Here is a 23,627-nt window from a genome sequence, read left to right as displayed (position 1 = left end):
GTGACGGCGATCCGGCTGGCCGGCGTGGGCAAGCGCTTCGGCGGCCCGCGCTCGCCGCTGGTGCTCGACGGCATCGACCTCGACGTCGCCGAGGGCGAGTTCGTGTGCCTGCTCGGCGCCTCCGGCTGCGGCAAGTCGACGCTGCTGAACCTCGTCGCGGGCCTCGAGGCGCCCACCACCGGCTTGATCGAGGTCCCCGGCGACGGGGCCGCGGTGATGTTCCAGGAGTCGGCCCTGATGCCGTGGCTCACCGCCCGGCGCAACGTCGAGCTCGCCCTGCGGCTGCGCGGGGCGCCGAGGCCCGGTCGCCGGGGCGAGGCCGAGCGGCTGCTCGAGCTCGTGAACCTCGCCGACGCCGCCGAGCAGCGGCCGCACGAGCTCTCCGGCGGCATGCGCCAGCGCGTCGCGCTCGCCCGCGCGCTCGCGCAGGACCGCACCGTGCTGCTCATGGACGAGCCGTTCGCCGCGCTCGACGCCATCACCCGCGACCTGCTCCACGAGGAGCTGGAACGGGTCTGGCGCGAGACCGGCCGCACCATCCTCTTCGTCACGCACAACGTGCACGAGGCGGTGCGCCTCGCCCAGCGGATCGTGCTGCTGTCCAGCCGGCCGGGGCGCGTCGCCGGGGAGTGGCGCACGGATGCCCCGGGTCTCGACGCCCAGTCCGTCGCCCGGGAGATCACCGAGCGACTGCGGAAGGAGATCGCGAGCAATGCCGCCTGAACTCGTGCGCGACGCACTCGCGGAGGAACGCCGGATCGCGGAGGAACGCCGGATCGCGGCGGGGGAGGCGGTGGAGTCGGCCGCGCCGCGGCCCTCGACCACCTCGGGCGAGCTGCGCGCCCTGGAGGCCGGCCTCGACCGGCTGCAGACCGCGCCCGCCGAGCGGGAGCCCTGGTGGCGGCGGGCCGCCCGAGGCATCCTGCCCCCGATCATCCTGCTCGTCGTGCTGCTCGCCGTCTGGCAGGCGTACACCGTCATCGCGCAGCCCCGGCCCGACCTGTACCCCGGCCCGCTCGACGTGCTCGCCTCGATCGGCAGCGCCTGGGACACCGGGCGGCTGCAGCTCGCCGTCGGCACGAGCCTCGAGCGCGGCATCCTCGGCTTCCTCATCGCCGCGGCGATCGGCACGCCGATCGGCCTGCTGCTCGCCGAGTCCCGGCCGTTGCAGCGCGCCTTCGGGCCGTTCGTCTCCGGGCTGCAGGTGCTGCCCTCCGTCGCCTGGGTCCCCGCCGCGATCATCTGGTTCGGGCTCTCGGACGCGACCGTGTACTTCGTCATCCTGATGGGCGCCGTGCCCTCGATCGTGAACGGCCTCGTCGCCGGCGTCCGCCAGGTGCCGCCGCAGCTGCGCCGCGTCGGGCGGGTGCTCGGCGCGAACCGGGCCGAGCTCGCCGCGCTCGTGGTGCTGCCCGCCGCGCTGCCCGGGTACCTCGCCGGGCTCAAGCAGGGCTGGGCGTTCTCCTGGCGCTCGCTCATGGCCGCGGAGATCATCGCGACCGGCGGCTCCATCGGCTTCGGCCTCGGCGCGCTGCTCGACCAGGGGCGGCAGCTCGCCGACCTCTCGGCGGTGTTCGTCGCGATCCTCGCCATCCTCTTTATCGGCATCCTCGTGGAGCTCGCCGTCTTCGCCCCGCTCGAGCGGGCGCTCCTGCGCCGGCGCGGGCTGCTCCCCGCGGGAGGTGCGCGATGAGCGGCGGGCGCGCGGTGGGCGGGACGGGGCTCGTGCAGCTCGTCGGGGCGGGCCCCGGCGAGCTCGGCCTGCTGACCGTGCGCGGCCTGCGCGCCATCGAGGCGGCCGAGGTGATCGTCGCCGACCGGCTCGGCGCCCGCGCCGTGCTCGACCAGCTCGAGACGGAGCGCGGACGCCCGCTCGACGCCGAGATCGTCGACGTCGGCAAGCAGCCCGGGCATCACGCCGTGCCGCAGGAGGGCATCATCGCGCTCCTCGTCGAGCTCGGCCGCGCCGGTCGCCGCGTCGTGCGGCTGAAGGGCGGCGACCCCTACGTCTTCGGCCGTGGCGGCGAGGAGCTCGCCGCGTGCCGCGCCGCGGGCGTCGACGTCGAGGTGGTGCCCGGCATCACGAGCGCGATCTCGGTGCCGGCCGTCGCCGGCATCCCGCTCACCCATCGCGGGCTCGCGACCGCGTTCACCGTCGCGACCGGGCACGACCAGATCGCCGAGCTCGGCGGCGGCCGCGACCACACGGTCGTGCTGCTGATGGGCGTCGGCACGCTCGCGAACTCGGCGACGACCCTCGCCCGGGGCGAGCGCGGCGCCGGCTGCCCGGTCGCGATCGTCGAGGACGGCTACGGCGAGGGGCAGCGCGTCACGATCGGCACCCTCGGCACGATCGCCGCGCAGGCGGCGCGGCGCGGCGTCCGCTCGCCGGCCGTCGTGGTCGTGGGCGACGTCGTGCGGCTGAGCCCCTACGCCCCCGCCGAGCTCGCCGTGGACGGCCACGCCGTCGCCGTCGCGCACGACCCCTTCGTGCCGCGGAGCGCGCCGCACGACCCGGCCGCGTCGCCCGGCGCGCCCTCCGAGAAAGGCACCAGATGACCCTCCCCGCCCTCCGCGTCGCGATCGTCGGCGCCGGCCCGGCCGGCGTCTACGCGGGCAACCTGCTGCGCTCGGCCGTCGCCGAAGCCGGCGGCATGGTCGCGATCGACCTCTTCGAGTCGCTCCCCGCGCCGTACGGCCTCATCCGCTACGGCGTCGCGCCGGACCATCCGCGGATCAAGGGCATCGTCGCCTCGCTGCACGAGATGCTCGACGAGCCGGGGATCCGCTTCCTCGGCAACGTCGAGATCGGCCGCGACCTCGGCCTCGACGAGCTGCATGCGCGGTACCACGCGGTGATCCTCGCGACGGGGGCGATCCGCGACGCCGCGCTCGAGCTGCCGGGCGTCGGCCTGGCGGGCTCCTACGGCGCAGCCGACTTCGTCGCCTGGTACGACGGGCACCCCGACGTGCCGCGCGAGTGGCCGCTCGAGGCGCGCGAGGTCGCAGTGATCGGCAACGGCAACGTCGCGCTCGACGTCGCCCGCATCCTCGCGAAGCATCCCGTGGACCTGCGCGGCACCGAGGTGCCGGACAACGTGCTCGCCGGGCTCGAGGCCTCGCCCGTCACCGACGTGCACGTCTTCGGCCGGCGCGGCCCGGCCGACGTGAAGTTCACCCCGATCGAGCTCCGCGAGCTCGGCGAGGTGCCGGGCGTCGATATCGTGCTCGACGAGGCGGACTTCGCCGCCGAGGACGCGCTCGCCGCGGCCGGCGAGGTCCCCGCGGGGCGCACGAACCAGGTGAAGATCATGCTGCGCACGCTGAATTCGTGGCGCGGGCGCAGCAGCGGGGCGCCGCGCCGCCTGCACCTGCACTTCCACCACGCCCCGCTCGAGGTGCTCGGCGCCGAGCGGGTCGAGGGCGTGCGCTTCGCACGCACCGAGGTGCGCAGCGACGGCGTGGTGGCGGCGACCGGGGAGCAGCGCGATGTCGCCGTGCAGGCGGTGTACCGCGCCGTCGGCTACTTCGGCTCGCCGATCGCGGGCGCGCCGTTCGACGAGGCGCGCGGCGTCGTGCCGAACGAGGCGGGCCGGGTGCTCGACGGGGCCGGCGCGCCGCTGCCCGGGCTCTACGCCACGGGCTGGATCAAACGCGGTCCGATCGGCCTCATCGGCCACACCAAGAGCGACGCGATGGAGACCGTCGCGAACCTCGTCGCGGACGCGGCGGCGGGTCGCCTCGCGGCACCCGTCGTGGCGGATGCCGAGGCCGAAGTGCTGGACCTGCTCGACGCACGCGGGGTCGAGCACACGGACTGGGCGGGATGGCTCGCCCTCGACGCGCACGAACGCGCGCTCGGCGAGGTCGACCGGTTTCCGCGCGAGCGGGTCAAGCTCGTCCCGCGCGAGGCGCAGGTGCGGGTCTCCCGGGAGGGGGCGCTCGCCCCGCGCTGAGCGCGCCCGCGCGCTCCGCGGGCTCAGCCGCGGCCGTACTTCTTGTGCACGGCCTGCTTGCTGACCTCGAGCGCGAGGGCGATGAGCTGCCAGCTCGCGCCCTGCGCCCGAGCGCGCCGAACCGCGAGCGCTTCGGCCCGGTCGAGCTCGCGGGTGAGCTCGACCCGGGCGCGGTGCAGCTCGCGGAGCGCGCGGTAGGGGTCGTCGCCGTCGGCTGCGGCGATCGCGGTGGAGAGTCCGGTCACGTCCATGCCGTCAATCATCGTTGACGGCATGGACGTTGTCAATCGGGGTTGACGAGCGCGGGGCGACGGGCGGCGAGCGCCGCTCGTCGCCCGCGCTCAGAGCACCGCCGAGGACTCGAGGCCCGCCTCGTCGAAGTCGACGTCGCGCGTCTCCTTCGAGACGAGGAGCGCGATGAGGGTCAGCACGCCCATCGCGGAGAGGTAGACGCCCACCCAGAACGGGCTGCCGCCGCCGGCCTGCCAGAGCGCCACCGCGATGAACGGGGCCACGGCGGCGCCGAGGATCGACGACACGTTGTACGAGATCCCCGAGCCCGTGTAGCGCACGTTCGTCGGGAAGAGCTCCGGCAGGAGCGCCCCCATCGGGCCGAACGTCATGCCCATGAGCGCGAAACCGACGACGAGCCAGGTCATCACCCCGGCGAAGCCGGCGGAGAGCAGCGGCACCCAGACGAGGCCGAACACGATGATGCCGAGGGTCACCCAGATGAGCGTGCGGCGCCGGCCCCAGCGGTCGGCCCAGGGGCCGGAGAGCAGGGTGAAGACGCCGAAGAAGAGCACGCCGCCGATGAGCATCAGCACGAAGGTGTTGTACGAGTAGCCGAGGCCGGGCAGCGCACCGTCGGCCGCCTCGACCGGGGCCCGCCCGTAGCTCAGCGAGAACGTCGTCATCAGGTAGAAGAGCACATAGGTCGCGAGCATGAAGAAAGTGCCGAGGATCAGCTGCTTCCAGTACGAGCGGAACACCGTCGCGAGCGGGAGGCGCTGGATGCGGCCCTGCTGCTCCGCCTTCGAGAACGCGGCCGACTCGACGAGCCGCAGCCGCACCCAGAGGCCGACGGCCACCATCACGATCGAGAACAGGAACGGGATGCGCCAGCCCCAGTCGAGGAACGCCTGCGAGGGCATCGACGGGTCGTCGGAGGGGAGCGCCGCCGCGATGATCAGGAACAGCCCGTTGGCGATGATGAAGCCGATCGGCGCGCCGAGCTGCGGGAAGGTGCCGTACCAGGCGCGCTTGCCCTTCGGCGCGTTCTCCGTCGCGACGAGCGCCGCGCCCGACCACTCGCCGCCGAGCGCGAAGCCCTGCGCGATGCGGAGGATCACGAGGAGGAGCGGGGCGAACCAGCCGACCGCGAGGTAGGTCGGCAGCACGCCGATGAGGAACGTCGCGATGCCCATCGTGAGGAGCGCCCCGACGAGCGTCGCCTTGCGGCCGATCTTGTCGCCGAGGTGGCCGAACACGACCGCGCCGAGCGGCCGGGCGACCATCGCCGCGCCGAAGACGGCGAAGGAGGAGAGCAGCGCGGTCGTCGCGTCGCCGGTCGGGAAGAACAGGTGCGGGAAGACGAGGACCGCCGCGGTCGCGTAGACGTAGAAGTCGTAGAACTCGATCGTGGTGCCGATGAGGCTGGCGAGGATGACTCGGCTGCGCGGATTGGCCGGCGCGGCGGGGGCGGTCGATGGGGCTGACATGCTGCAGAGACTCCGTGCGGTTCGATGCCCCCGGCGGACTGGCGTCGGTCTGGCGTCGGTTCCGCTGGTGGCGGGATGATCTGCTGCTTGTGGCAACCCGCCAACCTTACGCGCGTCGCCCGCGAACGGGGGGCCCTGCTGCGACGAGCGGTCGCATCCGGGCGACGAACGGCGGCTGCCGGTCAATCGAAGGTTCGAAGCGAGGTCGGGCGGGGCTCGTTAGGCTGGGGCCATGGACACCATCTTCACCGTTCTGCACGTCGTCACCGCGGTCTTCATCGTCGGGCCGATGGCGATCATCCCGATGACGGCGATGCGGGCGGTGCGCGCGGGCAACGCGGCGCAGGTCCGCGTGCTCGCGAAGTCGACCACGATCTTCAGCTGGCTCTCGCTCATCGTCTTCGTGCTCGGCTTCGGCGTCATGGGCATGGCCGACGAGAAGTACGGCCTCACGTTCACGACGCCGTGGATCCTCTGGTCGATCATCCTCTACGTCGTCGCCTTCGCCCTCAGCGTCTTCGTCGTCGTGCCCGCGATGACCAAGGCCGCCGACGCACTCGAGGCGAGCGCGACCGCGAGCGCCGGCGGCGCCGCGGCCGCCGAGAAGTCCGGCTACCCGGCGATCGCCGCGGGCAGCGGCATCGTCTCGCTCCTCCTCGTCGCCGTCGTCGTGCTCATGGTCTGGAAGCCGTAGCGGCAGCCCGCTCACGCCGAAGCGCCTCGGAACCGACCGGTTCCGAGGCGCTTCGCGGTGCAGGGCGGATGCCGCGGGCTACGCGCCCGCGAGCCCGCGCAGTACGCGCGCGGTGGCGATCACGGCCTCGGCGGCCTCGCGTCCCTTGTCCTCCTTGGAGCCGGGGAGCCCGGCCCGGTCGAGGCCCTGGGGCTCGTCGTCGAGGGTGAGCACGCCGAAGCCCACGGGCTTGCCCGTGTCGAGCGCGACCCGGGTGAGGCCGTCGGTCGCGGCCGCCGAGACGTACTCGAAGTGCGGCGTGCCGCCGCGGATGATGACGCCGAGGGCGACCACCGCGTCGGCGCCGGCCTCGAGCGCGGCCTTCGCCACCACCGGCAGCTCGAAGCTGCCCGGCACCCGCACCAGCCGGTGCGCGGCGCCCGCCGCGTCGAGGGTGCGCGTCGCGCCCGCGATCAGCCCGTCGGTGATCTCGTCGTGCCAGCTGCCGGCGACGACGACCACCTCGAGGCCGGAGCCGTCGAGGTCGAGGTTCGTGCGGTCGAGGGGGGAGCCTGCTCCGCTCATGATGCGTGTCCTTCCAGGAGTGCTTCAGCCGCGGCATCCGCGAGCTGCTGTTCGTCGATCTGGTGGCCCATCCGGGCGGCCTTGGTCTCGAGGTAGCGCTGGTTGCCGCGGCCGACCCCGACGACGAGCGGCAGGCGCTCGGCGACGTCGACGCCGTGCTCGGCGAGCTGGCGCACCTTCTCGGGGTTGTTCGTCAGCAGGCGCACGCGCGCGACGCCGAGCTCGGCGAGGATGGCGCTCGCCGCGCCGTAGTCGCGGGCGTCGGCCGGCAGGCCGAGCGCGACGTTCGCGTCGAGGGTGTCGAGGCCGTCCTCCTGCAGCCGGTACGCCCGCAGCTTGTTGATGAGGCCGATGCCGCGTCCCTCGTGCCCGCGCAGGTAGACGACGACGCCGCCCTCGCGCTGGACGATCTCGAGCGCCGCGTCGAGCTGCGGTCCGCACTCGCACTTCAGCGAGCCGAGCGCCTCGCCGGTCAGGCACTCGGAGTGCACCCGCACGATGGCGCCGCCCTCGGCCGCGGCGGGGTCGCCGGACAGGATCGCGAGGTGGTCCGCACCGGTCTTGCGGTCGCGGTACGCCCGCACCCGGAACTCGCCGAAGCTCGTCGGCAGCAGCGTCTCCACCTCGAAGTCGACCCGTGCCGACTCGGCGATCGCGGCGGCGGGGGCCGCGCCGCCCGTGGCGTCCGCACCGACCGGGGCGTCGCCGTGCTCGCGGAGCCAGGCGACGAGGGCGGCGACGGTCGTGACGGGCAGCCCCTCCTCCTCGCCGAGCTCGATGAGGCCGGGCAGGCGCATCATCTCGCCGTCGTCGGCCACGAGCTCGCCGATCACGCCGACGGGGGACAGCCCCGCGAGCCGCATCAGGTCGACCGCGGCCTCGGTGTGGCCCGCGCGTTCGCGCACGCCGCCGTCGACGGCGCGGAGCGGCAGGATGTGCCCCGGCCGGATCAGCCGCTCGGGCGTCGCCTCCGCGTCGGCGAGCACGCGCAGCGTGTGCGCCCGGTCGGCCGCCGAGATGCCGGTCGAGGTGCGGTCGGCGGCGTCGACCGAGATCGTGTACGCGGTGCCGCGCGCGTCCTCGTTGCGGGCCACCATGGGCGGCAGCTGCAGCCGGTCGGCGAAGGCGTTCGGCATGGGCGCACAGAGGAAGCCGCTCGTGCGGCGCACCATCCAGGCGATCCACTCCTGCGTCGCGAACTCGGCCGCCATGATGGCGTCGCCCTCGTTCTCGCGGGCCTCGTCGTCGGCGACGATCACGGGCTTGCCCGCGCGCAGCGCGTCGAGGACTTCGGGGATGGTGGCGAGGCTCATGCCCGCACCTCCTGCTCGTCGGCGAGGGAGCTCGGCAGTTCGCGCCCCTCGAAGCGGTGCAGCCTCGCGACATGGCGCGCGAGGATGTCGGTCTCGATGTTCACGAGCTCGCCCGGCCGCCGCTCGCCCAGCGTCGTCGCCTGCAGCGTCTCGGGGATGAGCGACACCTCGAACCAGTGCCCGGCGTCGGGTCCGGCGGCGGTGCTGCCGACCGCGCTCACGGTGAGCGAGACGCCGTCGACGGCGATCGAGCCCTTGTCGACGACGAGCGGGGCGTGGGCGTCGTCGAGGGAGAAGCGCACGACGCGCCAGCCGTCCTCCTGGCGCACGTCCAGCACCTTCGCGGTGCCGTCGATGTGGCCCTGCACGATGTGCCCGCCGAGGCGGTCGCCGACGCGGGCGGCGCGCTCGAGGTTCACGGCGAGGCCCTCGCGGGCGCCGTCGAGGGTGGAGACGGCGAGCGTCTGGCCCATGACGTCGGCGGTGAAGCGCTCCGCGTCGAAGTCGACGACGGTGAGGCAGACCCCCGAGACGGCGATGGAGTCGCCGTGCGCCACGCCCTCGACCGCGAGCGGCCCGCGGACCGTGAGCCTGGCGGCGTCGGCCCCGCGCTCGATGCGCTCGATGCGGCCGAGCTCTTCGATGATGCCGGTGAACATGTCAGTTCCCTTCGGTGGGGGTGGTCGGTGCGGGCCGGTGCGCGACGAGGAGCACGTCGTCGCCGAGACGCTCGACGGCGGAGAACGTGAAGCGCGGGGCCGCGGAGATCGTGGGCACGCCGAGCTCGCCGAGGGCGAGGCCGGGCCCGCCGAGCACCGTCGGCGCGAGGTAGACGAGGAGCTCGTCGGCGAGGCCGGCGGCGAGGAACGCGGAGGCGAGCGTCGGGCCGCCCTCGACGAAGAGCGAGCGGATGCCCCGCGCGGCGAGGTCTTCGAGGGCCGCGGCGAGCTCGTGGCCGTCGTACTGCAGCAGGCCGTGCGGGTGGCGGCGCAGCGCAGCGCCTGCGGGCACCTCGCGGCGGCCGAACACGACGGGCACCGGCTGCCGCTCGAGCAGCCCGCCGTCGGCGTCGCGCGCGGTGAGCGCGGGGTCGTCGGCGATGACGGTGCCGGTGCCGACGGCGATCGCGTCGGCGGCGGCGCGCCGGCGGTGCACATCGGCGCGGGCGGCCGGACCCGTGATCCACTGGCTCGTGCCGTCGGCGGCGGCGGCGCGGCCGTCGAGGCTCGACGCCCACTTCACGGTCACCCGAGGGCGGCGGGCGCGGGCGGCGAACAGCCAGTCGCCGATCGCGGCCTCCACCTCGTCGGCGAGGAGCCCTCGCTCGACCTCGACGCCGGCGCCACGCAGCCGCTCGGCGCCACCGCTCGAGGCGCGGCCCGGGTCGGCGACGGCATAGACGACGCGGGCGACGCCCGCCGCGATGAGGGCCTCGGCGCAGGGGCCGGTGCGGCCGGTGTGATTGCAGGGTTCGAGCGTGACGACGGCGGTCGCGCCGCGCGCGGCGCCCGCGGGCAGCTTCGCAAGGGCGTCGACCTCGGCGTGCGCGGTGCCGGCGCCGCGGTGCCAGCCCTCGGCGAGCGTCTCGCCCGCGGGGGAGAGCAGCACGCAGCCGACCTGCGGGTTCGCTCCCGTCGAGGGGCCGCGGTGGGCGAGCTCGATCGCCCGTCGCATCGCGCGGAGCTCCGCGTCGTGGCCTGCCGTCATGTCCGTCCTCGTGATCGAGGCTCCGGGGGTGCGCGGCGCGCCGCATCTCGGCCGCATGCGCGAACGCACCTCGGCCGACACGTGCCGCCTCCCATCCGGACTTTCACCGTCGGTACCGGAGTTCCACCGGTTCAACCGCTCGCTCCCCGAAGGGCGCTCGCAGCTCGCGGACTGTCACCGCCGGTTCGGAATTGCACCGACCCCGGAGCACGTTGTCGTGTTCGATTCTAGGTCAACGCGGTGGTCGCCGGACTATTCCCGCGGTCACGCCGCGACACGCGCGGCTACGCGTGCTCGACGAGCGCCCGGGCCGTGCCCTCGTCGGTGATGAGGTCGGTGATGAGCCCCGCGGCGATCGCCCCGCGAAGGCTCGGCAGCTTCGCGCGACCGGACACGACGCAGATGCGGCGCGGGGCGCGGCGCAGCACGCCGAAGTCGGGACCCGTGGCCCGCTCGTTCAGCGGGATGCCCTCGCTCGAGCCGTCCGCCCGGTAGAAGACGGTGGCGACGTCGCCGACGACGCCGTCCGCACTGAGCGCGGCGTAGTCCTCGCGCTCGAGGTAGCCGCCCTGATAGACGCGGCTCGCGACCTCGGCGAACGGCGAGCCGACGCCGAAGAGGGCGACGTCGAGTCGGCCCTGGAGCTCGAGCAGCCGCTTCGTGCTGCGCTCGCGCCAGAACGCCTCCTTCGTGGCGGGGTCGTCGAAGAAAGCGGGCACCGGGAACTGCTGCACCTTCGCGCCGAAGGCGTCGCCGAAGCGGCGCAGCAGTTCGCTCGCGTAGAGGATGCCGGTGGTGCGGAGGTTGCCCGCGCCGTTCAGCTGCACGATCTCGCTGTTGTGCGTCGACTTGGGCACGAGGTGCCGGCTCACGGCGCTCATGGTCGAGCCCCAGGCGACCCCGACGAGCTGATTCGAGTCGATGAAGCGGCCGAGAATCCGTGCAGCTGAGAGGGCGACGCGGTCGAGTCGATCGACGTCGCTCGCCTGGTCCGGAACGGGCACGACGTGCGCGGCGATCTCGTGGCGGGCGAGGATCTCCTGCTCGAGCCGGCTCGGCAGATCGAGCGGGGAGTGGATGGAGATCTCGACGAGCCCGCTCGCCCTCGCGTGGCTCAACAGGCGCGAGACCGAGGATCGGGAGGTGTGCAGCTCCGCCGCGATGGCGTCCATCGTGAGGTCCTGCATGTAGTACAGGTGCGCCGCCCGCAGCGCGTCGCGCGTCTTGCCCGCGGGCACCTCGGGGCTGCGGTCGGGGTCGTCCTGCGGGGTCCAGGTCATCGCCGGTCTCCTTGCACGTTTGTGCACGCGAGTTGAAAGAAGGTTCGCGCGCGTTCACGATGTATTCATCCACAGACGGGACGCTTCTGGCAAGCCCGTCGGCACCGTCGAAAGGACCGGGATGAGCCACACGTCGACGTCGACGCATCCGACCGCCGCGGAGCGGCCCGAGATTGCCGAGCTGCGCGCCCGGCCGACGGCGCAGGTCGTCGTGATCGGCGGCGGCATCAACGGCATCGCGACCTTCCGCGATCTGGCGCTCCAGGGCGTCGATGTCGTCCTCGTCGAGCGCGACGACTTCGTCTCCGGCGCCTCGTCGGCCTCCTCGCACATGATCCACGGCGGCATCCGCTACCTCGAGAACGGCGAGTTCCGCCTCGTGCAGGAGTCGGTCACCGAGCGGAACGCGCTCATCCGCCTCGCGCCGCACTACGTCAAGCCGCTGCAGACGACCGTGCCGATCTTCTCGACCTTCTCCGGCATCCTCTCCGCGCCGCTGCGCTTCCTCACGCACCGCTCCGGCAAGCCGACGGAGCGCGGGGCGCTGCTCATCAAGACCGGCCTCACGATCTACGACTCCTTCTCCCGCGACGGCGGCAGCGTGCCGCGCCACCGCTTCCTCGGCCGGAAGCGCACCCTCGCCGAGCTGCCGAAGCTGAACCCCGGCGTGAAGTACACCGCCACCTACTACGACGCGAGCATGCACGACCCCGAGCGGCTCGCCCTCGACGTGCTGCACGACGGACTCGCCACCGGCTCGCACGCCCGCGCCGCGAACCACCTGGAGGCCGTCGGCCTCGGCGCCGGCGGCGTGCGCGTGCGCGACCGGCTGAGCGGGGCCGAGTTCGAGCTCGCCGCCGACGTCGTGGTGAACACCTCGGGGCCCTGGACCGATCTCACGAACGAGGCGCTCGGCCAGGAGACCCGCTTCATGGGCGGCACCAAGGGCTCGCACATCGTGCTCGACCACCCCGAACTCCTCGAGGCCACCGGCGGGCGCGAGATCTTCTTCGAGCACGAGGACGGCCGCATCGTGCTGATCTACCCGCTCAAGGGCCGGGTGATGGTCGGCACCACCGACCTCGAGCACGACATGCGGGAGCCCGCCGTGTGCACCGAGGCCGAGATCGACTACTTCTTCGAACTCGTCGCGCACGTTTTCCCGGACATCGCGGTCGACCGCTCGCAGATCGTCTACCGCTTCTCGGGCGTGCGCCCCCTGCCCCGCCACGACGACACCCAGCCGGGCTTCGTCTCGCGCGACTACCGCATCGAGCGCGCCGAGGCGCCCGGCCGCCGCGGCACGACCGTGCTGAGCCTCGTCGGCGGCAAGTGGACCACGTTCCGCGCGCTCGCCGAGCACCTCGCGAACGAGGTGCTCGAACTCCTCGGCGCCGAGCGCAGCCGTAGCACCGCCGGTCTCGCGATCGGCGGGGGCGCGGGCTACCCGACGACGCCGGACGCCCGCCGCGTCTGGCTCGTCTCGCACGGCGACGAGATCGGCGCCGCGCGGGCGGAGGAGCTGCTCGAGCGCTACGGCACGCGCGCCGAAGCGCTCATCGACGAGCTCGAGCCAGCCGAGGACCTCGTGCTCGCGAACCACCCGGGCTACAGCCGTCAGGAGATCGCCTGGCTCGTGCGGCACGAGCGCGTCGCGCGGCTCGACGACCTCGTGCTGCGCCGCACCAGCATCGCCTTCACCGGCACCGCGACGCTGCCGCTCCTCGAGGAGCTCGCGGCCATCGCGGGCGAGGTGCTCGGCTGGAACGCGGAGCGGCAGAGCGCCGAAGTGCAGGCGACCCGTGCGCTCCTCGCGGAGCGGCACGGCGTGCAGCTCCCGGCGCTCGAGGTGAGCGGCGCCCAGTAGGGACGCCGGCGCCAGATCTGCACGGATGTGCACCCGAAAACGCCCCGTACCGGGCACTTCGACGGATAGCGTGCAGCAGGGCCCCTCGGCCCGATGTCACACCGGGGGCGGCGACCCGTGCCGCCCCACCCATTGAAAGAAGGTCAACGTGGACAATCTCGGCGTCCTGTTCCTCTCGGAACTCGTCGGTACCGCCCTGCTCGTGCTGCTCGGCACGGGCGTCGTCGCCAACGTCGCGCTCGTGCGCAACAAGGGCTTCAACGGCGGCTTCCTCATGGTCAACATCGGCTGGGGCCTCGCGGTCTTCGCGGGTGTGGTCGTCTCGTACGCCTCCGGCGCGCACCTGAACCCGGCGGTCACGCTCGGCCTCGTCGCGAACGGTGCGGAGGAGTTCGGCAACGCCGCGATGGGCACCACCGTCGCCGTGTCGTTCGTCTCGGTGCTCACCTACCTCGGCGCCCAGATGCTCGGCGCGTTCCTCGGCGCGGTCGTCACCTGGCTCGCGTACAAGCAGCACTTCGACGCTGAGCCCGAGGCCGCGAACAAGCTCGGCGTCTTCTCGACCGGCCCGGCCATCCGCTCCTACGGCTGGAACCTCGTGACGGAGATCGTCGGCACCTTCGTGCTCGTCTTCGTCGTGATCGGCTTCGGCCGCAACGGCGACGCCTCCGGCCTCGCCGCGCTCGGCGCGCTGCCCGTGGCGCTGCTCGTGATCGGGATCGGCGCCTCGCTCGGTGGCCCGACCGGGTACGCGATCAACCCGGCCCGTGACCTCGGCCCGCGCATCGCGCACGCCATCCTGCCCATCAAGGGGAAGGGCTCGAGCGACTGGAGCTACTCCTGGGTGCCCGTGCTCGGCCCGATCATCGGCGGCGTCCTCGCCGGCCTCGCCGCGATCCCGCTGCTCCCCATCCTCGGCTGAGCCGAACCGATTCCCACCCACCACCCGCACTGACAGCAACGGAGTTCTCAGATGGCTGACTACGTCCTCGCGATCGACCAGGGCACGACCTCGTCGCGCGCGATCATCTTCGACAAGTCCGGCTCGATCGTCTCGACCGGGCAGCTCGAGCACGAGCAGATCTTCCCCAAGGCCGGCTGGGTCGAGCACGACCCGAAGGAGATCTGGAACAACACCCGCGAGGTCATCGGCCAGGCCCTCGCCAAGGCCGACCTGACCCGCCACGACATCGCCGCGGTCGGCATCACCAACCAGCGCGAGACCGCCGTCGTCTGGGACAAGACCACCGGCGAGCCCGTGTACAACGCGATCGTCTGGCAGGACACCCGCACCCAGGACATCGTCGACCGCCTCGCCGCGGACGGCGGCGTCGAGCGCTTCAAGGCCAAGGTCGGCCTGCCCCTCGCGACGTACTTCTCCGGCACCAAGATCGTCTGGATCCTGGAGAACGTCGAGGGCGCCCGCGAGAAGGCCGAGGCCGGGGATCTGCTGTTCGGCACCACCGACAGCTGGGTGCTGTGGAACCTCACCGGCGGCGTCGAGGGCGGCGTGCACGCCACCGACGTCACCAACGCGAGCCGCACGATGTTCATGGACCTCGAGACGCTCGCCTGGGACGACGAGATCCTCGCGGCCTTCGGCGTGCCCCGCTCGATGCTCCCCGAGATCAAGAGCTCGTCCGAGGTCTACGGCACCGCCGAGGCATCCAGCCTGCTGCGCGAGACGCCCATCGCGGGCATCCTTGGCGACCAGCAGGCCGCAACCTTCGGTCAAGCCGCGTTCGAGGCCGGCGAGGCGAAGAACACCTACGGCACGGGCAACTTCCTGATCTTCAACACCGGCACGGACATCGTGCACTCGAAGAACGGGCTGCTCACGACGGTCGGCTACAAGCTCGGCGACGCCCCCGTGCACTACGCGCTCGAGGGCTCGATCGCGGTCACCGGTTCGCTCATCCAGTGGCTGCGCGACAACCTCGGCCTCATCTCGAGCGCCGCGGAGGTCGAGGAGCTCGCGAAGGGCGTCGAGGACAACGGCGGCGCGTACTTCGTGCCGGCGTTCTCGGGCCTGTTCGCGCCGTACTGGCGTCCCGATGCCCGTGGTGCGCTCGTCGGGCTCACGCGCTATGTCAACAAGGGGCACATCGCTCGCGCCGCGCTCGAGGCGATCGCCTTCCAGACCCGCGACGTGATCGAGGCCGTGAACGCCGACGCCGGGGTGGACCTCACCGAGCTCCGCGTCGACGGCGGGGCGACGGCGAACGACACGCTGCTGCAGTTCCAGGCCGACATCCTCGGTGTGCCGGTCGTGCGGCCGGTGGTCGCGGAGACGACCGCGCTCGGCGCGGCCTACGCCGCGGGCCTCGCGGTCGGCTTCTGGTCGGGCCTCGACGAGCTCAGCGCCAACTGGCAGGAGGACACGCGCTGGACCCCGTCCATGGACGAGGACGAGCGCGCACGCCTCGACCGCAACTGGAAGAAGGCCGTCACGAAGACCCTCGACTGGGTCGACGACGACGTGCGCTGATCGGTGGGGCGGGGCCCGTGGCCCCGCCCGTCGATCTCGCGCACCCGGGTCCTGGGGAGGACCCGAAGGGGAGGACGGGCCGGATGCCGAGGCATCCGGCCCGTCCGCGTTCCCGGTGGTCTTCAGCCGAGCAGCGTCGGTGCTGCCCGAGTCAGCCGAGTCGCTCGATGAGGAGCGCGGATGCCTCGTCGAGCGTCGCCGCCTCGAGCACGCCGAGCTCCTGGGCCAGGGCGGCCTCGGCGGGCTCGGGCGAGGCGTCGACGCGGTTCAGCCAGACGCCGAGGAGGCCGGCTTCGGCCGCGCCGATCGCGTCGGTGCGCAGCCGGTCGCCGACGTAGGCGACGGGCCCGAGCGGACCGGTCTCGGCGAAGCGCTGGACGGCCGCACGGAAGATCGCCGGGTCGGGCTTGGCGACGCCGAGCGCGCCGGAGGCGATGACGTGCTCGAACCGCTCGGTGAGCCCGAGCCGGTCGAGCTTGGCGACCTGGAAGTCGAGTTCGCCGTTCGTGATGACGCCGAAGCGCACGCCCGGCAGGCCCGCTTCGAGGGCGGCGAAGCTCGGGGCGACGTCGGCGTGCAGGCTCCACGAGGCGCGGTAGTGCGCGAAGTACTCGTCGAACCAGGCGCCGGCCGCCGGGTCGTCGAGGGACTCGCCGTGCGCGCGGGCGAAGTCGCGCGCCCTCGCTCGCCGCTGGCCCTCGAACGTCAGCTCGCCCGCGAGGTAGGCGTGGTAGTGCCGCTCCTCCAACTCGTGCCACAGCACGGGCACGTCGAGCCCCGCGACCGCGTCGTATGCCCGGACGCGCATGTGCTGCTCGATGCCGAGCCGCACGGCCTCGCGGTGCGCCATCAGGGTGTCGTCGAGATCGAAGAGCACGACGGGCGCGGGGTGGCTCGGCGCTGGGTGGCCCGGCGCGGGCCGGTCCGCCGTCACGGCCGAGCCGGCCGCGGCGTCGCCCGGCCTAGCGGCGGCGGAGGAAGCCGACACGCTCGTACACCTGGGCGAGCACGCGCTCGGCGCGCTCGGAGGCCTTGTCGGCGCCGATCGCGAGCAAGCGGTCGAGCTCGGCCGGGTCGTCGAGCAGCTCGAAGGTGCGCGCGCGGAACGGCTCGAGCCGCTCGACGACGAGCTCGGCGAGCTCCTTCTTCAGGTCGCCGTAGCCACGCCCCTCGTAGCGCGCCGCGATCGTCTCGATCGACTCGCCGCTCGCCGCGGCGTAGATGTCGAGCAGGTTCGAGATGCCGGGCTTCGCCTGCCGGTCGTAGCGGATCTCGCGCTCGGCGTCGGTGACCGCGCTCTTGATCTTCTTCGCCGTGACCTTCGGGTCGTCGAGCAGCTTCACGAGGCCGGCCTCGGACGCGGCCGACTTCGACATCTTCGCCGAGGGGTCCTGCAGGTCGTAGATGCGCGCGGAGGCCTCGGGGATGTACGCCTCGGGGATGACGAAGGTCTCGCCGTAGCGGGAGTTGAAGCGACCGGCGAGGTCGCGGGTGAGCTCGAGGTGCTGGCGCTGGTCGTCGCCGACGGGCACGAGGTTCGTCTCGTAGAGCAGGATGTCGGCCGCCATCAGCACCGGGTAGGTGAAGAGCCCGACCGTGGTCGACTCGGCGCCGTAGCGCTGCGACTTGTCCTTGAACTGGGTCATGCGCCCGGCCTCGCCGAAGCCGGTGATGGTGCCGAGCACCCAGGCCAGCTCCGCGTGGGCGGGCACCTGCGACTGCACGAAGAGCGTCGAGCGCTCGGGGTCGATGCCGGCGGCGAGGTACTGCGCCGCGGTGCGTCGGGAGCTCTCGCGGAGCTTGGCCGGGTCCTGCGACACGGTGATGGCGTGCAGGTCGACGACGCAGTAGATCGGGTCGACGGTGTCCTGCAGGGCGACCCAGTTGACGAGCGCGCCGAGGTAGTTGCCGAGATGGAGGGAGTCGCTCGACGGCTGCATGCCGGAGAAGACGACGGGTCGTTCGGTGCTCATGGTGTCCTCGATGAAGTTCGGATGACGCACGGTGGGGCGGCCGGAGGCCGGTTTCGCGGGGAGCGGGTCGAGGGTCGGGTGCGGGCGTCAGATCGCGTAGTCGACCACGACGGGGGCGTGGTCGGACCATCGCTCGTCGTAGGCCGCGGCGCGGTCGACGACGTAGTTCTGCACGGTCGCGGCGAGCTGCGGCGTCGCCAGGTGGTAGTCGATGCGCCAGCCCGTGTCGGTGTCGAAGGCCTTGCCGCGCTGCGACCACCAGGTGTACGGCCCGGGGACCTCGCCCGCGTGCCGGCGGCCGACGTCGATCCAGCCGAGGCCGGCGCCGTCGTTGTAGCCGGGCTCGCCCTCGGCGCCGAGGAAGCGGTCGAAGTACGCGCGCTCTTCGGGCAGGAAGCCGGCGCGCTTGACGTTGCCCTTCCAGTTCTTGATGTCGAGGGTGCGGTGCCCCACGTTCAGGTCGCCCATGATGACGGCGTACTCGGAGTGCGCGGCGAGCTGGGGGAGGCGCTCGACCATCGCGTCGAGGAACTTGTACTTCTCGACCTGCTTGGGGGTGTCGACCTCGCCGGAGTGCACGTAGGTGCTGACGACGGTGATCACCTTGCCGCCGACCTCGTAGTCGGCCTCGAGCCAGCGCCCCGCGCTGTCGAAGTCGGCCGGGCCCAGCTCGACGCGGTGGATGCTCGCACGGTGCCGGCTGGCGAGCGCGACGCCCGCGCGGCCCTTCGCCGTGGCGGGGTCGTGCAGCACGTCCCACTCGTCGCCGAGGAGGCCGACGAGGTCGTCGGTGGAGGCCCGAACCTCTTGCAGCGCGAGGATGTCGACGTCGCGGGCGGCGAGCCAGTCGCCCATGCCCTTGCGGAACGCGGCGCGCACTCCGTTGACGTTGACACTGGCGATGCGGAGGGGCTGAGCGGGCATGGAGACGATCCTACGGGAGGCCGCCGACACGGCCGTGCTCGGCGGAGCGGCTCACGGGCGTTCGTGCGGCCCCGGCCCGCCCTGCTCGATCTCCTCCAGCTCGAGTCGCGCCCGTTCGAGCCGGCGCCGGGCCGGGAACCGGGCGAACCAGCCCGCCTCGCCGAGCTCGTGCTCCGCCTCGCGCACCCGCACCCGCGCCGCGGTGACGAGCGCCCGGTGCTCCTCGGCGAGCCGCTCGGCCTCGAGCTGCTCGGGCGTCACCATCCGCAGCGACTCGTGCGCGTCGCCGGCCTCGACCGCGATCCAGGCCGAGGCGACGAGGATCACGATGCTCGTCAGCCGGAACCACAGCAGCAGACCGATGAACACGGTGAAGGTCGCGAGCAGCGGGTTCCGCGAGGTGCTCGACAGCAGCAGGCTGCTGAACAGCTGCAGCACCGAGAGCCCCGCCGAGCCGAGCAGCGAGCCGATCCACATCCGCCGCCACGGCATCGCCGCCCCGGACAGGAAGCGGAACAGCACCGCGAGGGCGAGCGTGTCGATGAGGAAGACCGCCACGAGCGATCCGAGCTGCACGAAGAAGGTGAACCAGCCCGATTCGCTGCTCCAGCCGAGCAGGGAGAAGACCCAGCTCACGAACGAGGTCGCGGCGAGGGAGAGCACCGAGGCGAGGAGGAGGACCAGCCCGAAGCCGAGTCCGGCCAGCAGGTCGCGCGCCTTGAGGAGGAGGTAGGCGCGTGTGTCCTTGGGCAGGCCGAAGATCGAGCGCACCGCGGTGCGGGTGTAGGTGATCCAGCCGATCGCGGTCCAGATGAGGCCGGCGAGGGCGACGGCGCCGGTCCAGCCGAAGAGGCTCGTGCTGGAGCGGGCGATCTCGGTGACGTCCTGCTCGGAGATGACGCCCGCGCTGCCGTTCTCGCCGACGAGCCCGGGGGCGAGGGTGTTGATGAGTCCGAGCAGCGCGTTCAGCGCGTCCGGGTTGTTCGTGAGCCAGAGTCCTGCGATGGCGAAGACGACGTAGAGCGCGGCGAACACCGCGAAGAGGGCCTGGTAGCTGAGCCCCGCGGCGAGGATGAAGCCGTTGCGGTCGAGGAATCGACGCCAGACCCGCACCGGGAAGAGCGCGAGCGTGCGCTCGGTGATCGCCGTCACCCGCTTGATCGGCTCGTCGAAACGCTGCCGGATGGGCTGCTCGGCGGTCTCGATCCGCTGCTTCGCCTCCTGGCCGGCCGCCGACAGCTCGGCGCGGATCCTCGCACTCCGCGACGCCGCGGGCGGCGATTCGGATGCCTCGTCGTGCGTGAGCTTCGGCGCGGGCTCGCCCGCTCGCCGCGCCGGCCCCGAGGCATCCCGTCCGCTCACGTTCTCACCATACCGACGGGCCTCACGCGGCGGGGCGCCCGATCGGGCGCGGCGCCCGGCTGACCCCGGGCGCGCCCGGGGGCGCGCTCGGTGGCCGCCCTGAACCCCGCTCGGGGGACACCCCGCATTCGGGGGGTCGAAGATGAGGAATCCTTGCGGATGGCGCTGAAGTGTGGCAGAACTGGCGCCAGCTGACCCGAAGTTCGAGCCGGCTCCAACCCGATGAAACACAGGAGCTGTCATGCACGCACTCAGTCGTGGGCGCTTCAGCGCGCCCGCACGATCCGGACCGAGGCGGCGACCCGCCGTCGCGCTCGTGTCCATGCTCGCGATTCCCGCACTCATCCTCCTCGGGGCGCCGACGCTCGCCGCCGCCGAAGAGCTGCCCGACTCGGCGGCGAGCGCCGACACGCTCGTCGCCGACCCGGCGGCCGACGAGGGCACCGACGCCGCGGCGACGACGCCGCCGGCGCCCGACCCCGCCGTCCCACCGGCCGAGGAGCCCGCTCCGCCGGCCGAGGAAGTCCCCCCTCCCGCCCCAGTAGACCCCCCGGACGCAGCCGTAGAACCCGAAACGGATGCCCCGGCGGCGCCTGACCCGCAGGCGCCGGCCACGGTGCCGGAGGCGGACGCGCCTCCGGCACCCATCGACTGCATGGCGATCCCGATCGCCAATGACGACCGCAGCGAGCGGGACGCGTGTCTCGCCTCGCAGCAGTCGTCGATGCGGACGATGGCAGCCGCCTGGCCGTACGACGAGCCGGCGGCGAACCCCGACCTGCCCGATGTGTGCGGCCTCGACATGGCGTTCATCCTCGACAAGTCGGGCTCGATCGGAGCCGGCGGCATCGCGAACCTGAAGGACGCGGCCGACGCCTTCTCCGGCGCGCTCGTCGACACGGGCTCAGAAGTGTCCGTCACCTCGTTCGATCAGGACGCCTCCGTGCTGCTCGGCGCGACCGAGCTCAGCAGCGGCAACGTGGGCACGGTGCAGGGCTCGTACAGCGGGCTGAGCTCCGACGGCTGGACGAACTGGAAGCGCGGTCTCGAAGTCGGGCTCGGCACCTTCGGCGGCTTCACCGACGGCCCGGTCGAGCTCACGATCGTCATCACCGACGGCAACCCGAACACAGTCGACCCCTCCGACGGCGGCGAGTTCCCCGACGGCTCGCCCGACGCGGTGAACCCGGCGATCGCCCAGGCGAACGCCATCAAGGCGGCGGGATCGCACGTGCTGGTGATCGCGGTGGGCGGGAGCGTCTCGCTCCAGCCGATCGAGGCGATCTCCGGTCCGGAGGCCTTCGACGGGACGAACATCACGACCGCCGACTACCTCACCACGACCGACTACTCGACCCTCGCGGACTCCCTGAAGGAGGTCGCGATCGCGCTCTGCGGCGGCTCGGTGGTCATCGACAAGACGGTGAACGGCCAGCCCGCCGAGGGCTGGGAGTTCTCGACGAGCGACGCCGACGTCACTCCGGCGTCGCAGCAGACCGCGGCCGACGGCATGACCGACCCGTACGACGTCTCCGGCTACGGCGACGCGGACACCCGGGCGATCACCTTCACCGAGGAGGACCGCCCCTACTGGGAGATGGCGGCCGTCAGCTGCGAGGTCGGCGGGGACGACCGGCCGGTCACCCTCGTCGGCGACCACGGCTGGACCGTCGACGTCGGCAAGTTCGAGATCGTGCACTGCAGCGTCGCGAACCGGGAGAACGAACCGGTCTGGGGGGTGACGAAGTCGAGCGATCCGCCGAGCGGCACCTCCGTCGAGCGCGGCGACACGATCGACTACACGCTCTCGGTGCAGCACGTCTCCGGACCCGGAGTGAGCGACCTCGTGATCGAGGACGACATCTCGCAGCTCGCGCCCTACGTCGACTTCGAGGGCTTCATCGGCACGCAGCCGGCGGAGTTCAGCTGGGACGACGACGAGCCGGGCAAGCTCTGGCTCAAGGTCGACCAGCTCGACCCCGGCGAGACGCTCGACCTCGTGTACCGCGTGACGGTGCGGGACGACGCCGACCTCGGCGCGGTGCTGCGCAACCACGTGCTCACGAACTGCCCGCCCGCCCAGCCGCCGGTGACGGTGGCCGCGGTGCCGGACGCCGAGCCCGGCCCGTGCGTCACCGAGCACCCGACGCCCGGCTGGGAGCTGTGGAAGACCGCCGACCCGGCCTCGGGCAGCACGGTCTACCCGGGTCACGACGTGGTCTACACGCTGCACGCGTACAACTTCTCGCAGGCGGAGGTGTCGGGCGCGACCGCGGTCGACGACCTCTCCGACGTGCTGGACGACGCGAGCCTCGTGGAGCCGCTGGATCCGCAGCTGGAGCTCGACGGCACGGACCTCACCTGGTCCATCCCCGACCTCGCCCCCGGTGAGGGGGCGGCGGTCTCCTTCACGGTGACCGTCGCGGACGACGCCTGGGGCGAGACGCTGCACAACGTCGTCACGCCGGACGGCGTGGGGGAGTGCCCGCCCGAGGGTGGAGACGACCTCGCGCCGCTCGAACAGGGCGAGGAGCTCGTGCTCGCCTCCTGCGAGACCGACCACGAGGTGGCCGAGCCCGATGTGCGGATCGAGAAGCTGTGGTCGCACGACGAGGGCGAGAACCCCGTCGACTCCGGCGACGCCCCGCCCGACGTCATCAGCTACACGCTCAACGTGTGGAACGACGGCGACGCGGTCGTGGACCCGGTGGTGACCGACACCCTGCCCGAGGGCGTGACCTTCGTGCCGGGCAGCGAGGTGCTGCCGGCCGGCTGGACGCTCGACGACTCGGTGGAGGGGGAGCTCACCTTCTCCTACACGGGGGAGTTCGGCAGCATGGCCTACCCGGGAGTGACGATCACCTTCGACGTCGAGGTGGGCGAGCTCGCCCAGCCCGACCCGACGGTGCCGATCCCGGACCTCGTCAACACCGCCTGCGTGGCGGCCGAGGTGCCGCCGCCGCCCGAGGAGCCCGTGCTCGAGCTCGCCCCGGCCTCGCTCGCCGAGATCGTCGCGGCGGTCGCGGACGAGGAGCCGGATCCGGACGGCCCGCTCGCCGACTGCGACGAGGTGGAGACGCCGGTGAAGTCGATCGCCCTCGACGGCTTCGCGCAGTGCCTGAACGACACCCCGTGGTTCAGCTACGCGATCACGCCGTCGAACCTCGACACGCTGCCCGACGTGGCGCTCATCTGGTGGACCGTCGACGCCTTCGCGGGTCACGACCCGTCGATCCCGGCCGGTGACCAAGCGGCGATCCTCGCCGACGGAGCCTCCCAGGTCGACTACGTGACCGTGCCTCCCGGCTGGCAGCCGGGCGACACCATCTCGGGGGCCCAGCTTTGGCCAGGCGCCGAGGTGGACGCCGAGGGCAACCCCACGGACTGGCCGGGCTGGACCCTGCTGCCGAACGGCACCTGGGTGCTCGACCCGTCCGCGCCGTTCTACGACCTCCGCAACGAGGCGGTCGTGGAGATCCGGGTGAACCCGTCCACGGACACGATCACGGCGTACCCGCCGGCGACGCCCGACTGCAACGCGGCGCCGACGAACTCGCCGAAGCCGCCGAAGCCGACGCCCTCGGGCATGGCCTCGACCGGCTTCGACCAGGGCTGGCTGCTGCCGCTCGCGGCGGGCCTGCTCGCCGTGGGCGCGCTCGGCGTCTGGTTCGTCGCCCGCCGTCAGCGACGGGACGACGCGGGCTGAGCCCGCGCGCCGCCGCGCCGTGAGCGGCGCGGCGGCGCCCCGCCCGGTCGGGGCGGACCGGGTCGGGGGACC

Annotated in this window: 20 protein-coding genes and 1 riboswitch; of the genes, 9 read left to right on the top strand and 11 right to left on the bottom strand. The window is 72.8% G+C overall.

Annotated features, from left to right (window positions below; all coding sequences use genetic code 11):
* The 4 genes from QSJ60_RS14875 to QSJ60_RS14860 are packed head-to-tail and all read left to right on the top strand — an operon-like array spanning position 1 to position 3,956.
* Positions 1 to 723 carry an ABC transporter ATP-binding protein gene (locus QSJ60_RS14875; protein WP_352230691.1) on the top strand — a complete coding sequence of 241 codons (723 nt, stop codon included), beginning with the start codon at positions 1 to 3 and terminating at the stop codon, positions 721 to 723.
* Positions 713 to 1,693, top strand: coding sequence for an ABC transporter permease (locus QSJ60_RS14870; protein WP_285464145.1), 981 nt, complete (start codon positions 713 to 715; stop codon positions 1,691 to 1,693). Before QSJ60_RS14875 ends, QSJ60_RS14870 begins: the two co-directional genes overlap by 11 nt.
* Positions 1,690 to 2,559 (top strand): uroporphyrinogen-III C-methyltransferase, encoded by an 870-nt coding sequence (cobA, locus tag QSJ60_RS14865; RefSeq protein WP_285464144.1) that lies wholly within the window; start codon positions 1,690 to 1,692, stop codon positions 2,557 to 2,559. The genes QSJ60_RS14870 and cobA overlap by 4 nt, the downstream gene beginning before the upstream one ends.
* Complete coding sequence (locus QSJ60_RS14860) at positions 2,556 to 3,956, top strand: FAD-dependent oxidoreductase (RefSeq protein ID WP_285464143.1); 1,401 nt, start codon at positions 2,556 to 2,558, stop codon at positions 3,954 to 3,956. Before cobA ends, QSJ60_RS14860 begins: the two co-directional genes overlap by 4 nt.
* A 23-nt stretch (positions 3,957 to 3,979) precedes the next feature.
* Here QSJ60_RS14860 and QSJ60_RS14855 read toward each other — a convergent pair whose 3' ends face one another.
* Together QSJ60_RS14855 and QSJ60_RS14850 are read right to left on the bottom strand one after the other, a co-directional pair.
* Positions 3,980 to 4,207, bottom strand: a complete 228-nt coding sequence (locus tag QSJ60_RS14855; protein ID WP_189086541.1) for a hypothetical protein — start codon at positions 4,205 to 4,207, stop codon at positions 3,980 to 3,982.
* 90 nt (positions 4,208 to 4,297) lie between these two features.
* Entirely contained in the window at positions 4,298 to 5,677 is a 1,380-nt protein-coding gene (locus tag QSJ60_RS14850) for an MFS transporter (RefSeq protein ID WP_285464141.1), read from the bottom strand.
* Between the two features lie 232 nt (positions 5,678 to 5,909).
* Between QSJ60_RS14850 and QSJ60_RS14845 the strand changes: the two genes are divergently transcribed.
* Positions 5,910 to 6,371 (top strand): DUF2269 family protein, encoded by a 462-nt coding sequence (locus tag QSJ60_RS14845; protein ID WP_285464140.1) that lies wholly within the window; start codon positions 5,910 to 5,912, stop codon positions 6,369 to 6,371.
* A 78-nt stretch (positions 6,372 to 6,449) separates the two neighbouring features.
* Here QSJ60_RS14845 and ribH read toward each other — a convergent pair whose 3' ends face one another.
* From ribH to QSJ60_RS14820, 5 genes are all read right to left on the bottom strand, one after another.
* Positions 6,450 to 6,935, bottom strand: coding sequence for a 6,7-dimethyl-8-ribityllumazine synthase (ribH, locus tag QSJ60_RS14840; protein ID WP_285464139.1), 486 nt, complete (start codon positions 6,933 to 6,935; stop codon positions 6,450 to 6,452).
* A complete protein-coding gene (ribA, locus tag QSJ60_RS14835; RefSeq protein WP_230768050.1) occupies positions 6,932 to 8,248 on the bottom strand; it encodes a GTP cyclohydrolase II in 1,317 nt (438 codons plus the stop codon). The genes ribH and ribA overlap by 4 nt, the downstream gene beginning before the upstream one ends.
* Positions 8,245 to 8,907 (bottom strand): riboflavin synthase, encoded by a 663-nt coding sequence (locus tag QSJ60_RS14830; protein WP_285464135.1) that lies wholly within the window; start codon positions 8,905 to 8,907, stop codon positions 8,245 to 8,247. The genes ribA and QSJ60_RS14830 overlap by 4 nt, the downstream gene beginning before the upstream one ends.
* 1 nt (position 8,908) lies before the next feature.
* Positions 8,909 to 9,955 (bottom strand): bifunctional diaminohydroxyphosphoribosylaminopyrimidine deaminase/5-amino-6-(5-phosphoribosylamino)uracil reductase RibD, encoded by a 1,047-nt coding sequence (gene ribD, locus QSJ60_RS14825; protein ID WP_285464134.1) that lies wholly within the window; start codon positions 9,953 to 9,955, stop codon positions 8,909 to 8,911.
* 77 nt (positions 9,956 to 10,032) lie between these two features.
* Positions 10,033 to 10,170, bottom strand: a riboswitch (FMN riboswitch).
* Positions 10,171 to 10,239: 69 nt separating this feature from the next.
* The gene (locus tag QSJ60_RS14820) at positions 10,240 to 11,235 is read right to left on the bottom strand and encodes a sugar-binding transcriptional regulator (protein WP_189086535.1); all 996 of its coding nucleotides are present in this window, start codon (positions 11,233 to 11,235) and stop codon (positions 10,240 to 10,242) included.
* Between the two features lie 121 nt (positions 11,236 to 11,356).
* Here QSJ60_RS14820 and QSJ60_RS14815 point away from each other — a divergent pair, with 121 nt between their 5' ends.
* The 3 genes from QSJ60_RS14815 (at position 11,357) to glpK (ending at position 15,590) form a co-directional block, all read left to right on the top strand.
* Positions 11,357 to 13,102, top strand: coding sequence for a glycerol-3-phosphate dehydrogenase/oxidase (locus tag QSJ60_RS14815; protein WP_285464133.1), 1,746 nt, complete (start codon positions 11,357 to 11,359; stop codon positions 13,100 to 13,102).
* A 148-nt stretch (positions 13,103 to 13,250) separates the two neighbouring features.
* The gene (locus QSJ60_RS14810) at positions 13,251 to 14,024 is read left to right on the top strand and encodes an MIP/aquaporin family protein (RefSeq protein ID WP_285464131.1); all 774 of its coding nucleotides are present in this window, start codon (positions 13,251 to 13,253) and stop codon (positions 14,022 to 14,024) included.
* A 51-nt stretch (positions 14,025 to 14,075) separates the two neighbouring features.
* Positions 14,076 to 15,590, top strand: a complete 1,515-nt coding sequence (gene glpK / locus QSJ60_RS14805) for a glycerol kinase GlpK (RefSeq protein ID WP_189086213.1) — start codon at positions 14,076 to 14,078, stop codon at positions 15,588 to 15,590.
* A 151-nt stretch (positions 15,591 to 15,741) separates the two neighbouring features.
* Here glpK and QSJ60_RS14800 read toward each other — a convergent pair whose 3' ends face one another.
* The 4 genes from QSJ60_RS14800 to QSJ60_RS14785 form a co-directional block, all read right to left on the bottom strand.
* Positions 15,742 to 16,578 (bottom strand): HAD family hydrolase, encoded by an 837-nt coding sequence (locus QSJ60_RS14800; protein ID WP_285464130.1) that lies wholly within the window; start codon positions 16,576 to 16,578, stop codon positions 15,742 to 15,744.
* The gene (trpS, locus tag QSJ60_RS14795) at positions 16,553 to 17,563 is read right to left on the bottom strand and encodes a tryptophan--tRNA ligase (RefSeq protein ID WP_230765852.1); all 1,011 of its coding nucleotides are present in this window, start codon (positions 17,561 to 17,563) and stop codon (positions 16,553 to 16,555) included. Before trpS ends, QSJ60_RS14800 begins: the two co-directional genes overlap by 26 nt.
* Before the next feature lie 87 nt (positions 17,564 to 17,650).
* Positions 17,651 to 18,487, bottom strand: a complete 837-nt coding sequence (locus QSJ60_RS14790; RefSeq protein ID WP_230765854.1) for an exodeoxyribonuclease III — start codon at positions 18,485 to 18,487, stop codon at positions 17,651 to 17,653.
* Positions 18,488 to 18,538: 51 nt separating this feature from the next.
* Positions 18,539 to 19,849, bottom strand: a complete 1,311-nt coding sequence (locus QSJ60_RS14785; RefSeq protein ID WP_285464129.1) for a YihY/virulence factor BrkB family protein — start codon at positions 19,847 to 19,849, stop codon at positions 18,539 to 18,541.
* Positions 19,850 to 20,171: 322 nt separating this feature from the next.
* Between QSJ60_RS14785 and QSJ60_RS14780 the strand changes: the two genes are divergently transcribed.
* Positions 20,172 to 23,555, top strand: a complete 3,384-nt coding sequence (locus QSJ60_RS14780; RefSeq protein ID WP_285464128.1) for a DUF7927 domain-containing protein — start codon at positions 20,172 to 20,174, stop codon at positions 23,553 to 23,555.
* Positions 23,556 to 23,627: the final 72 nt, after the last annotated feature.

The sequence above is a fragment of the Agromyces sp. NBRC 114283 genome, from assembly GCF_030268405.1.
Taxonomy (GTDB): domain Bacteria; phylum Actinomycetota; class Actinomycetes; order Actinomycetales; family Microbacteriaceae; genus Agromyces; species Agromyces mediolanus.
The sequence above is the reverse complement of the archived record's forward strand: the minus strand, read 5'-3'. Positions and strand labels throughout refer to the sequence as shown.